We start from the raw sequence: 12,816 nt of genomic DNA, 5'->3' as shown, positions 1-12,816 counted from the left end.
TATAGTCTCAATTTTGATACTTGCAAAAGAAATGTTGTAAAATTTCAAAACAATTTTAATATTATTTTTTTAAAAGCGCAAAAGTCCAATTCAGACACCATAATATCAATAGATTACAGTAGAAAATACAACTTCAATTTTGTAGATTTGTTTTTCAAATTATTATATGAATTTAATTATTGATGTCGGTAATACGTATACCAAACTCGCTATTTTTAAAAAAAATAAGCTAATTGAGAAAGCGCGTGTAGAAACTAAAAAATGTATAATTGAAATTAGAAAGCTTCAAAAAGACAACAAAAGTGTTAAGTCTGCTATAGTTTCATCGGTTGGTAAATTAGATGATGAAGCCTTAGAGTTCTTGAAAAATGAATTTAAACTTCAAATATTAACACATAAATCTAAATTGCCTTTTAAAAATTTATATAGTACACCTAAAACTTTAGGAATAGACCGTATTGCATTGGTTTGTGCTTCTGTACAACAATTTCCAGATAATAATGTGCTTATTATAGATGCAGGAACGTGCATTACTTTCGATTTTATAAACACTAAAAACGAGTATCTTGGTGGTGCAATTTCTCCAGGCATTCGTATGCGTTACAAAGCAATGCATAATCAAACAGCAAATTTGCCATTGTTAGAAACAGAGGTTCCAAAATATTTTATAGGAGATGCAACAGCAACTTCTATGCACTCTGGAGTTGTAAATGGTGTTTTAAACGAAATTGATGGTTGTATAAGTCAGTATAAAGAAGAATATCAAGATTTAACAGTAATTTTAACAGGAGGAGACACTAAAATGTTGTCTAAACAATTAAAAAGTAGCATATTTGCGAATTCAAATTTCCTTTTAGAAGGATTGAATTTTATTTTACAATATAACCAACACTAATGATAAAAAAACTTGTATTAGTTTTTATTGCATTGTTTGCAATTCAAAGTTACGCTCAGGAAACAACAGCTTCTCCATATTCTTTTTATGGAATAGGAACTTTAAAGTTTAAAGGTTCTGTGGAGAATGCTAGTATGGGAGGATTGAGTATTTATAAAGATAGTATTCATGTAAATTTTAGAAACCCAGCGACTTATGGAGGTTCTAATATCGAGACCTTTAATAATGAAAGTCGTCCTGTAAAGTTTACAGTTGGTGGTAGCCATACATCTACAAAATTAAAAACCAACTCTAGTGAAGACCGTGTTAAGTCTTCAACTTTCGATTACTTAGCGCTGTCTATTCCGTTAGGGAAACTTGGTGTAGGATTTGGTTTATTGCCTTACACAGCAGTAGGCTACAGGTTAGAGACAAGTAATGCTGCAGGAAATGTTGATACACGTTTTAGAGGAGAAGGTGGTTTAAATAAAGCATTTCTTTCTTTTGGATATCAAATTACAGATGGTTTAAGTGCAGGAATAGATGCTAATTACAATTTTGGAAACATTCAGAACAGTACTATAGAATTTAACTATAATAATGAGAATGAGCCATTACAAACACAATCACGAGAGGAAAACAGATCAGACTTAAGTGGGCTTAATATTAATATTGGATTACATTACCAAAAGATGATTACAGATAAGCTAGAATTACAATCTGCTTTAACTTATTCACCTTCAAGCGATATTAATTCTAATAACGAACGTTCTTTTTCTAACATAACAATAAATAGTAGTACAGGAGCAGAATTTGTAGTAACTACTATCGATGCAGATTTAGCTGCAAATGGTTTAAATAAAACAAGTGTAAAATTACCTTCTAGATTATCTTTTGGAGCAGGAATTGGAGCGCCAAGAAAATGGTTTGCAGGAGTAGAATACACAACACAAAATGCTAGCGAATTTTCTAATACATTATATACAAACACAGGAACCACTTTTGTAGACGCCTCAACGCTATCTATGGGAGGATTTTATATCCCAAAGTATAATTCGTTCACAAGTTACTGGAGTCGTGTTGTTTACAGGGCTGGATTACGCTTTGAGAACACAGGTTTACAAGTGCAAAATGAGTCTATTAAAGAGTTTGGCATATCTTTTGGAGTAGGTTTACCAGTTGGAACAAATAAGAATCCATTCTCGAATGCCAATTTAGGTTTTGAAATAGGTAAACGTGGCACAACAAATGCCAACTTAATTCAAGAGAACTTTCTAAAGTTTAAACTCAGTCTATCGTTAAACGATAGATGGTTTGAAAAAAGAAAATACAACTAATAACAAAACACTAAGATTATGAAAACTAACATCACATTAATAATTGCCATCCTGTTTTTAGGGCTCAATGCAAATTTTGCTCAAACTAGCAATGAAGATTGTACAATAAACATGTCGTTATTGGCTGAGACTGTAAAAGCTAAAAAATATACTGAGGCAGTGCCTTACTATAATAAAGCAATAAAAGATTGCCCAAAATTTAACCTATCTGGTCTTTATAAATATGGAGAAGATATGTTTGAAGGCTTATTAGATGCTGCAACTACAGATGCTAAAAAAGTAGAATACATAAATGAATTAACTACGTTATGGGATTCTAGAATGGCAAACTATGCTAAAAAGTCTCCTAAAGGAAAATTTGAAGCAAAGAAAACAGAACTTAGATATGATAATAGAATATTATTAGGTTTAAATGATGAGCAAATTTATAATGAGTTTGATGCTATTTATAAGTCAGATTTAGCAAATTTTAAAAGCCCAAAAGGTTTATATGTTTACTTTAAAATGATGGTAAGCATGTACGATAAAGGAAGTAAAACACCTCAAGAGCTTTTTAATAAATATGATGATGTAGTTGATAAAATTGAAATTGAAGTTGGAAAAAACTCAATAAAATTAAACGAATACATTGCAAAAGGAGAAGGCTTATCTAGTAAAGATGCTAAGTACAAAAAATTCTATACGCAAACATTATCTGCTTTCGATAAAATTACAGGAAGCTTAGAAACAGAATTAGGAGAAAGAGCAAACTGTTCTGTCTTAATTCCAATCTATCAAAGAGATTACGAGGCAAACAAAAACGATGGTATTTGGTTACAAAGAGCAATGAATAAGCTATATGCTAAAGGTTGTAAAACAGACCCAATGTTTGTAAAAGTTGTAAAACAAAAGTATTCTTTAGCACCAAATGCTGATGTTGCACGTTACCTTTATGGAATAACTGGAGAACAAAAGTATTTAGATGAAATATTTAGATTAGAAACAGATCCATTAAAATTAGCAAAACTTAATTATAATTTAGCTTTAGAATTTAAAGGAAAAGGAAGTTATGGTCAAGCAAGAACTTACTTTAATAAAGCTGTGCAATTAAACCCTGCAGATACTAAACCTCACTTACAAATTGCTGCTATGTATGCTGCAAGTGTAAAAAGTTGTGGAAGTAGTAACTTCGAGAAAAGAGCTATCTTCTGGTTAGCTGCAAATGAAGCTGCAAAAGCAAGTAGCTCAACAGCTTCAAAATATAGAGCATTAGCGCCATCTAAAACAGAAATTTTCTCAGCAGGTATGTCTGGAAAAACAATTAAAATAGGATGTTGGATAGGTAGAAGTGTTACGGCACCAACTATCTAATGAAAATAAATAAAATACATATTTTAAAAAACGGAGTCATAGCATTAGCTATGACTTTGTTTTTTTCTTGTACTAACAACTTTCAAGAGGTTAATAAAATTGGTATTAGCGAAAACGAGCCTCAAGGTGTTGGTGTAAATATTAATGTAATACGTACCGATTCTGGTCGTGTGGTAGCTAATTTAATTAGCCCAAAATTAAGAGATTTCGAAAACAGAAAATTTGGCTATTCAGAATTTCCAGAAGGTGTAACATTACATATCTTCGATGAGCAAAAACAGCGTACAACCATAATATCAGACTACGCTATTATTTATAGCGAGACAGATGTTATAGATCTTCAAGGTAACGTTATCGTTTCTACTCACGAAGGCGATAGTTTATATGCAGACCAATTGTTTTTCGATCAAAAAAAAGAATGGCTGTTTACCAACTTACCTGTAAGGTACAAATCTAAAGATTACCTAACAAAAGGGAGAGGTTTCGATTCTGATCGTGATTTTACAAAAGCCGAAGTAATAGAAGTAAGTGGTCTTTTTGCTGTTAGCGAATAATACAAGGCTATATTAATTATAGCACACTTCAAAATTTTATATATCTTTACTATAACAAATTAACTATATTTTGAAACGAACGTAACATGTTAATTACGCTTGTTCTTCAACAAAAGGATTACTATAACCAATGAAATACTTAAAATTTTCTCAATACATTTATATAATTGCAGGTGTATATTTTTTATACGATTGTATTGCAACATGGAATACAGATAGAAGCCACGCATATTTATCCCTATTTTTATTTGCACTAGCAACGTTTATGTTTTTCTTTAGAAGGCATTTTCATAAAAAATATGAAGATAGAAATAATAAGAAATAAATGACCACAACAGTAATTATCGTTATTATTATAGTGTCGTTATTATTATCGGCATTTTTCTCTGGAATGGAGATTGCTTATGTTTCTGCCAATAAAATTCATATTGAAATAGAAAAAAAGCAAAACGATTTTTTAGCAAAAATTCTTACAAAGTTAACGGCAAAACCATCTAAATTCATTGCAACTATGCTTATTGGTAACAATATAGCATTAGTTATTTATGGTTTTTTTATGGGAGATTTATTAGTGAAGTGGTTTGCTTCATTAGTTGGTAACTATCCTTTTTTAAAGTATTTGCTCACAGATTTAAGTTTGTTTTCACAAACAATAATTTCAACTTTACTAATATTATTTACTGCGGAATTCCTTCCTAAGGTCTTCTTTCAAATTTATAGTAATACACTAATAAAAGTCTTAGCTTTTCCAGCGTACCTATTTTATTTGCTATTCACTTTTATTTCAGATTTTGTACTCTGGATTTCAGACTTTGTACTTAAAAAATTCTTTAAAACCGAAGGTGATCAAGTGCAATTAGCATTTACAAAACTAGAATTAGGAAATTATATAAGCGAGCAAATGGAGTCTGTGGAAGCACATGATCATGTGGATTCCGAAATTCAAATCTTCCAAAATGCATTAGAATTTGCAGAAGTTAAAGCAAGAGAGGTTATGATTCCGCGAACAGAGATCGTAGCATTAGAAATTAATGATTCTGTTGCTAATTTAAGCAACTTGTTTACCGAAACAGGAATGTCTAAAATATTAATTTATAAAGATACAATAGACGATATTATAGGTTACGCACATGCTTTCGAGTTGTTTAAAAAACCACAAACTGTTAAAGCAATGGTATTACCTGTGGAGTTTGTGCCAGAAACCATGTTGGCAAACGATATTTTGAACGCACTTATTAAAAAACGTAAGAGTATAGCTGTAGTTTTAGACGAATATGGTGGAACTTCTGGAATAATGACGGTTGAAGATATTGTAGAAGAACTCTTAGGCGAAATTGAAGACGAGCATGATACTGTAGTTTTAAGAGAAGAAAAAATAGACGATTTAAACTTTATCTTTTCTGCAAGACTAGAAGTCGATTATTTAAACGAAACTCATAAATTAAACCTTCCTGAAGGTGAAAATTACGAAACACTTGGTGGATTAATTGTCGATCATACAGAAGAAATTCCGCAACAAAACGATATTGTGACTACAGATAATTTTCAGTTTAAGATACTTGAAGTGTCAAATACCAAAATAGATTTGGTTTCTTTAAAAGTAAAAACCGACGATTAACATTGAAATAGCTCTAATATTGCAGGAATTTTCATAAAAAAGCTATTCATTTCAATAATTCTAAAATTATTGCCAATTTCTACTTTTATTATTAAATAGAAAATGGTATTTTCGCCCACTATATTTTAACAATAACAGAACACAATCTATATCAACAGATGGCAATTTTAAATAAGATAAGACAGAAAACAGTTGTACTAATTTTAGTAATCGCATTAGCGCTATTCGCGTTTATACTATCGAGCCTTTTCGATAATAAAGATGCTTTGTTTAACAAATCTCCGGATGTAGTTGCTACTATTAACGGAAAAGACATTTCTCGTCAGGCTTTTATGGCACAAGTAGAAGCACGTAACAATCCAAATGCTACGCAGTCTCAAATTATGAACCAAGTTTACGAAGCAGAAGTAAGAAAATCTGTAATGGAATCTCAGTTTAACGAGTTAGGCTTAACTGTTGGTAGAGAGCAAATGCGCGATTTATTAAAAACAACTTATGCATCTAGTCCTCAGTTTTTAAATGCTGACGGTATTTTCGATGAGTCTTTATTAAACCAATATATTTTAGACTTAAAGAATTCTCCTAATCAAGATTTTTATAACAGATGGGTTCAAGGTGAAGAAAGTATCGCTTCTGGTGCTTTGCAACAAAACTATATTAACATGATTAAAGCGGCATCTAATGCTACTTTAGCAGAAGGTGAGTTAGAGCACAAATTACAAAGTGATTTAGTAGATATTAAATATGTATCTATTCCTTATACAACTATTGCAGATAGTACTATCTCTGTTTCTAAATCTGAAATAACAGCTTATATCAATAAAAACAAGAACAAATACGAAGCTGAAGCATCTAGAAATTTACAATACGTAAAATTTGAAAATGTACCTTCTTTAGAAGATGAAACTACGCTTCAAAATGAATTAATTTCATTTATTAAAGGAGGAGAAGCATATAATGAAACAACTAAGCAAACTGAAAAAACTGCTGGCTTTGTTGCAATGAATGAAGCTAGCGCAATCACTTTAGTAAATGCTGAAACTGATGGAGCTGTAAAGTTTCAAGATAAATTTGTATTTGCATCTGCTTTTCCAAATGGTGTAAAAGATAGTATTTCAAAATTAAATGTTGGAGCCGTTTATGGTCCATATAAAGACGGAAACACTTTTAAAATCACTAAACTTTTAGACAGAAAGGTATTAGCAGATTCTATTCAGTCTAGCCACATTATTATTCCTTTTGTTGGATCTCAAGCAGCAACTGCAGAAACAACTAAAACAAAAGAACAAGCAAAAGTATCTGCAGATAGTATTTTTAAATTAGTTAAAAATAATAAAACAAAATATGCAGAAGTAGCAAACGAGATTAATACAGACGGTTCTAAAGGTAAAGACGGAAGCATTGGATGGTTTCGTTTAACAAACTACAATCCTGCTGGATTCGATCCAGATTTCGCAAGCTTTTTATTCTTTAATAAAGCTGGAAGTATAGATGTTGTAGAAACTAAATTTGGTTACCATATTATTAGAATCGACGATAAGAAAAATGAAGATACAGCTTACAAAGTAGCAACTATAGAAAGAACTATTGAGCCTTCTATAGATACAGAAAATGCAGTATTTAGAACAGCTACTAATTTTGAAGTATCTCTTGGGAAACAAGATTTTCAAGAAGCAGCAAAAGCAAGTAACTTAAAAGTTAATCCTGTTAACACTATCAAGGAGTTAGATGAAAACATTCCTGGAGTTGGACCATTAAGAACCTTAGTACGTTGGACATTTGAAAACAATGCTAAAGTTGGTGATACAAAACGTTTTGAAACTACAAACGGTTATATTGTTGCGCAAATTACAGGTATAAACGAAGCTGGTTTAATGAATACACAAGATGCTTCTGTAACTGCTTTACCAGAAATTAGAAAAGAAAAGAAAGCTAAACTTATAAAAGAAAGAATTAGCGTTAATACAATTGCAGATATTGCAACTGCCGAAAACCAATCAATTAGAACGGCTTTAGCTATTAATATGAAGAATCCAACAATAGCAGGAGCAGGTTTAGAGCCAACTGTAGTTGGAGCAGCATTTGGACTTGAAGAAGGACAGTCGTCTAAGTTAATTACTGGTTTAAAAGGTGTTTATATGGTTGAAGTTACTAAAAAGACTCCAGCTGTTAAATTAGAAAACTACCAGTCTTCTGCTAACCAAGTGGCTATAGAGAAATCTACGGCAATCAATACAAGATTATATAATGCTTTAAAAGAAGCTTCAGAGATTGAAGATTATAGAGCTAAAACAGTTCAGTAGTATTAAGAACTTATTATAAATAAAAAGCTTCGCATTTGCGAAGCTTTTTTTATGCTTGAGAAGTAGGTTTTATATTTGCAAAATCTAAAAAAAAGAAGAGCTAATTTATAATACGAATAAACAGAAAAGACTTATTAAAGCATTATAATATCATATCCTTAAAACGAACTATAGTATTATAGCCTTTGGATGTAAAATAGTTTTTAATATATTCCTTTTCACCTGTAACTAAAACAAAATCTCCATTCCAGCCACCAAGACTTTTTATCTGGTTTTTAAAATCGCTAAACAAACGTTTTTTAATAGGAGTCTGATTTGTTATTTCTCCAATTAGGTTTTCATGCGTTTCAATTAGAATATTAAAAGTTTCAATAGAATCTGAAGCAATCAATTTAGAGGTTATAGTGTTTGTCTTTAAAATAATAGTCTCAGTATTAGTTTTGTTATCTCTATAAGTTTTTATAGAGTCACGACTATTTTGTTTTCTGTTTAAATGAACAAAAAATAATTGGTCTTCAAATGCTTTATTAAAAGATACACTTTCAATTAAAGGTTTGGCGTCCACTATTTGATATACAATTGGCGTATTGTTTTGAGCGCAAGCAATATCGTAACCACTACCACCAAAAGTAGCATTAGACAATGCAAAAGCATCAATTTTTGCCCATTGTGCTATATTATTTAAAAGCGTAGAAGAGGAGCCTAATCCCCAATTATTAGGGAATTCTAATTTAGAGCTTGCTTTGTAACCTTTTTTACCTTGTAAAAAATCTGGGTTAAGCTTTTTTGCTGCATTTAATATTTCTATAAGTCTTTCACTTATGTCATTACTAGTTTTGTGCAAAGTGGTAATTTGTCCATTAGTTAGGCTAAACTCATCTTCAAACCAAACATCACCTTTATAGTCAATACTCTGCCAATTCAACTTATGTTCAACGTAAGTTTCAATAGATAGTGTTTGCCCGAATTTTGTAGGCAAAGCGAAAGCTTTGGCGCCATCAAGCACAACATATTCTGCAGTAAGTAATAGTTTTCCGTGACTATAGAAAGTTTGCATTATTGCCTTAGTTTTTCAATTTCTAAAACTACAGCACTATGTGTAACTGTATGGGTTTTAAAATGATTTACGATCACTTTCTTTTCATCATTAGTAGCATTAAACTGGTTTAATATATTCATTAAATGCATTTTCATGTGGCCTTCCTGAATTCCGGTTGTAGTTAAAGAGCGTAAAGCTGCAAAATTTTGTGCCAATCCTGCAACTGCAACAATTTGCATTAATTCTTTAGCAGAAGGTTGTCCTAAAATTTGCAATGCTATTTTAACTAAAGGATGCAATCCAGTTAGTCCTCCAACAGTTCCTAAAGCCAATGGTATTTCCATCCAAAAGGTAAAAACATCACCTTCAATTTTGGCATGTGTTAAGCTTGTGTATTTTCCATTTTTCACAGCATAAGCATGTACTCCAGCTTCAACTGCTCTAAAATCATTTCCTGTGGCTAGTACAACAGCATCAATGCCATTCATAATACCTTTGTTATGTGTTACCGCTCTATGAGGTTCTACTTCGGCGATATTAACAGCGCGAACAAATTTTTCGGCAAAAGCCTTACCGCTAATTCCTTTATCTGCTAAATCTTCAACTTTACAAGACACTTCTACACGAACAAGACAATCTGGAACGTAATTAGAAAGAATACTCATAACAACTTCTATTGGAGTACTCAGGTGTTTTTCAGCTTCAGCTTTAAACGTTTTAGCAAACTGTTCTAAACATGAGTTTATAAAATTGGCTCCCATAGCATCCAATGTTTCAAAGGTTGCGTGGAGTTGGTAGTAATTATCTAAGTCTTCTGTTTTGTTTCGTAATTCAATATCTAAAATACCACCACCACGTTTTTCCATATTGGCAGTAATAGCTTTAGTATCTGCTATTAGTTTTTGCTTAATGGTGTCGAAATATTGTTTTAAATCGTCAAAATTACCATCGAACATAAAATGCACTTGACCAATTTTTGTAGTCGAAAGCACTTCAGCTTTAAAACCACCGCGTTTCATCCAAAATTTAGCAGCATTACTTGCAGCAGCAACAACTGAGCTTTCTTCAATTGCCATTGGAATAGCATAAGTTTTACCGTTAATTTCAAAATTAGGAGCAACACCAAGTGGTAAGTAATAATTTGAAATAGTATTTTCTATAAACTCATCGTGTAGCTGTTGAAGTTTAGTGTCTGCATTAAAATACTGTGTGATAGTTTGTTTTGCAGTTTCAGAATTTGAAAGGTAGTTACTAACTATCCAATCTATTTTTTCGGATTTAGATAGTTTAGAAAAACCGGAAATTGTTGCGCTCATTAAGTGTTGTTTATAGATGCGAAGATACTAAACGTTGGTTATTTTTTAGCAGAGTTAGATTGATGAAATTGTTATCTCAATGTTTTTGCTTTTTAGAAACATGAATTAACTGTTAATAATTAGGGTTTTTTGCTTAATTTTTAGTAAACTTGACTTTATTTTATTAAAAAAATACTCTTAATGATTTTATCTAAATATTTAGCAATTTTATGCTTATTAGTAACTACTTTATCTACAGCACAAAACAAGGAAATTAGTCTAGAAGACATATGGTCTAATGGCACATTTAGAACAGAAAGATTGGATGCTTTACATTCCATGAAAAATGGCCAAGAATATTCTGTTTTAAACTTTGATAGAGAAAATGGTTCCACAACAATCGATATTTACGATTACAAGACGTTGAAAAAAGTTAAGACTTTAGTAAACTCTGCTAGTCTTGAAACTATAAAGTATTTTACAGATTATACTTTTAGTGAAGATGAATCTTTAGTGCTTTTAGCAACTAACCAAGAATCAATTTTTAGACGTTCTACTTTGGCTAACTATTATGTTTTTAATACAAAGACAAATGGTCTAACATCAATTTCTGAAGATAAAATTCAAGAACCAACCTTTTCTCCAGACGGAAAAAAGGTAGCTTTTGGATTAAATAATAATTTATATGTAAAAGATTTGTCCTCTGGAAAAACGTCTCAGTTTACTACAGATGGTGTGAAAAACAAAATTATTAACGGAATTACCGATTGGGTTTACGAAGAAGAATTTGGTTTTGTTCGTGCTTTCGAGTGGAATGCGAATAGCGATAAAATTGCTTTTATTCGTTTTGATGAAACTAATGTTCCAGAATTTTCAATGGATGTCTATGGTAAAGATTTGTACCAAACGCAAACTGTTTTTAAATATCCTAAAGCAGGTGAGTCTAATGCAATAGTTTCGTTACATATTCACGATTTAAAGAAAGATAAAACTACTGAAGTAAAAGTAGATAAAGCATACAGCGATTTTTATATTCCAAGAATTAAGTGGTCTAACAATGCTAACGTGTTAAGCGCTCAGTATATGAATCGTCATCAAGACGAATTAGATTTGTGGTTAATAGATGCTACTAAAAACAAAGCCGATTTAGCTGTTGCCGAAAAAGACAAAGCTTATGTTGATGTAACAGATAATTTAACTTTTTTAAAAGACAATAGTTTTATTTGGACTAGTGAAAAGGACGGTTACAATCATATTTACCATTATGGCGAAAAAGGAAAACTTATAAATCAAGTAACTAAAGGTAATTGGGAGGTCACTAATTACTATGGTTTTGATGCTAAAACGAATAACATCTACTACCAATCTGTAGAAAATGGATCTATAAATCGTGATGTGTATTCAATTAATCTTGATGGAACAAATAAAACGCGTTTAACAAAAACAACAGGAACTAATAATGCAGATTTTAGTGCAGATTTTACTTACTTCATTAATACATTCTCTAGTGCAACAACACCTCCAGAATACACTTTAAACAGTGCTCTAAATGGTAATGTGGTAAAAAGCATTAAAGATAATAATGTACTAGCTAGTAAGGTTTCTGAGTTTGCAACTTCTCAAAAAGAGTTTACTACAATTAATGTAAACGGAAACGATTTAAACATGTGGATGATTAAGCCAGCCAATTTTGATGTAACTAAAGAGTATCCTCTTTTTATGTATCAATATTCTGGACCAGGTTCACAACAAGTAGCAAACAAATGGAATAGTGCTAACGATTATTGGTACCAAATGTTAGCTCAAAAAGGATACATTGTTGCTTGTATAGATGGAAGAGGAACAGGATTTAAAGGTGCCGACTTTAAAAAAGTAACTCAAAAAGAATTAGGGAAATTTGAAGTTGAAGATCAAATAGAAGCAGCAAAAATTTTAGGAAAGCGTGTTTATATTGATGCTTCAAGAGTTGGAATTTGGGGTTGGAGTTTTGGTGGCTTTATGTCTAGTAATGCATTATTTAAAGGTAACGATGTCTTTAAAATGGCAATAGCAGTCGCTCCTGTAACAAGCTGGAGATTTTACGATTCTATTTATACTGAGCGTTACATGACAACACCTCAAGAAAACGCAAGCGGTTACGATGATAACTCACCAATTAACCATGTAGATAAATTAAAAGGAGACTTTTTATTAATCCATGGAACAGGAGACGATAATGTACATGTGCAAAATACAATGCGTATGGTTGAAGCATTAATTCAAGCAGATAAACAGTTTGATTGGATGATATATCCAGACAATAATCATGGTATTTATGGTGGGAATACGCGCAAGCATTTATACACAAAAATGACCAATTTTATAGATCGTACTTTGGGAGATAAAATAAAGCCTACCAAGGAAGAAAAGATAAAAGAGGTTAAAATAAAAGGATAATATTTACTAA

10 protein-coding genes are annotated in these 12,816 nt (G+C 31.4%); 8 read left to right on the top strand and 2 right to left on the bottom strand.

Annotated elements, in window-relative coordinates:
* The first annotated feature begins 166 nt into the window (after window positions 1–166).
* The 7 genes from CW733_RS10035 to CW733_RS10005 all read left to right on the top strand — a co-directional run bounded on the left by CW733_RS10035 (window position 167) and on the right by CW733_RS10005 (window position 8,036).
* On the top strand, window positions 167–895 hold the full coding sequence (locus tag CW733_RS10035; RefSeq protein ID WP_100997057.1) for a type III pantothenate kinase: 729 nt from the start codon (window positions 167–169) through the stop codon (window positions 893–895).
* On the top strand, window positions 895–2,211 hold the full coding sequence (locus CW733_RS10030) for a hypothetical protein (RefSeq protein WP_100997056.1): 1,317 nt from the start codon (window positions 895–897) through the stop codon (window positions 2,209–2,211). The genes CW733_RS10035 and CW733_RS10030 overlap by 1 nt, the downstream gene beginning before the upstream one ends.
* A gap of 18 nt (window positions 2,212–2,229) precedes the next feature.
* Complete coding sequence (locus CW733_RS10025; protein ID WP_100997055.1) at window positions 2,230–3,561, top strand: hypothetical protein; 1,332 nt, start codon at window positions 2,230–2,232, stop codon at window positions 3,559–3,561.
* Window positions 3,561–4,115, top strand: a complete 555-nt coding sequence (lptC, locus tag CW733_RS10020) for an LPS export ABC transporter periplasmic protein LptC (RefSeq protein ID WP_100997054.1) — start codon at window positions 3,561–3,563, stop codon at window positions 4,113–4,115. The genes CW733_RS10025 and lptC overlap by 1 nt, the downstream gene beginning before the upstream one ends.
* 130 nt (window positions 4,116–4,245) lie before the next feature.
* On the top strand, window positions 4,246–4,440 hold the full coding sequence (locus CW733_RS10015; protein ID WP_100997053.1) for a hypothetical protein: 195 nt from the start codon (window positions 4,246–4,248) through the stop codon (window positions 4,438–4,440).
* On the top strand, window positions 4,441–5,733 hold the full coding sequence (locus CW733_RS10010) for a hemolysin family protein (RefSeq protein WP_100997052.1): 1,293 nt from the start codon (window positions 4,441–4,443) through the stop codon (window positions 5,731–5,733).
* A gap of 158 nt (window positions 5,734–5,891) precedes the next feature.
* On the top strand, window positions 5,892–8,036 hold the full coding sequence (locus CW733_RS10005) for a peptidylprolyl isomerase (RefSeq protein ID WP_100997051.1): 2,145 nt from the start codon (window positions 5,892–5,894) through the stop codon (window positions 8,034–8,036).
* 142 nt (window positions 8,037–8,178) lie between these two features.
* Here CW733_RS10005 and CW733_RS10000 read toward each other — a convergent pair whose 3' ends face one another.
* Together CW733_RS10000 and CW733_RS09995 are read right to left on the bottom strand one after the other, a co-directional pair.
* The gene (locus tag CW733_RS10000; protein ID WP_100997050.1) at window positions 8,179–9,093 is read right to left on the bottom strand and encodes a GYDIA family GHMP kinase; all 915 of its coding nucleotides are present in this window, start codon (window positions 9,091–9,093) and stop codon (window positions 8,179–8,181) included.
* Window positions 9,093–10,391: a hydroxymethylglutaryl-CoA reductase, degradative gene (locus CW733_RS09995; RefSeq protein ID WP_100997049.1), complete on the bottom strand. Its 1,299-nt coding sequence runs from the start codon at window positions 10,389–10,391 to the stop codon at window positions 9,093–9,095. Before CW733_RS09995 ends, CW733_RS10000 begins: the two co-directional genes overlap by 1 nt.
* Before the next feature lie 180 nt (window positions 10,392–10,571).
* Here CW733_RS09995 and CW733_RS09990 point away from each other — a divergent pair, with 180 nt between their 5' ends.
* Window positions 10,572–12,806: a S9 family peptidase gene (locus tag CW733_RS09990; protein WP_100997048.1), complete on the top strand. Its 2,235-nt coding sequence runs from the start codon at window positions 10,572–10,574 to the stop codon at window positions 12,804–12,806.
* Window positions 12,807–12,816: the final 10 nt, after the last annotated feature.

This window comes from Lacinutrix sp. Bg11-31 (assembly GCF_002831665.1).
Classification (GTDB): domain Bacteria; phylum Bacteroidota; class Bacteroidia; order Flavobacteriales; family Flavobacteriaceae; genus Lacinutrix.
This window is presented reverse-complemented; position numbering and strand designations above follow the sequence as displayed.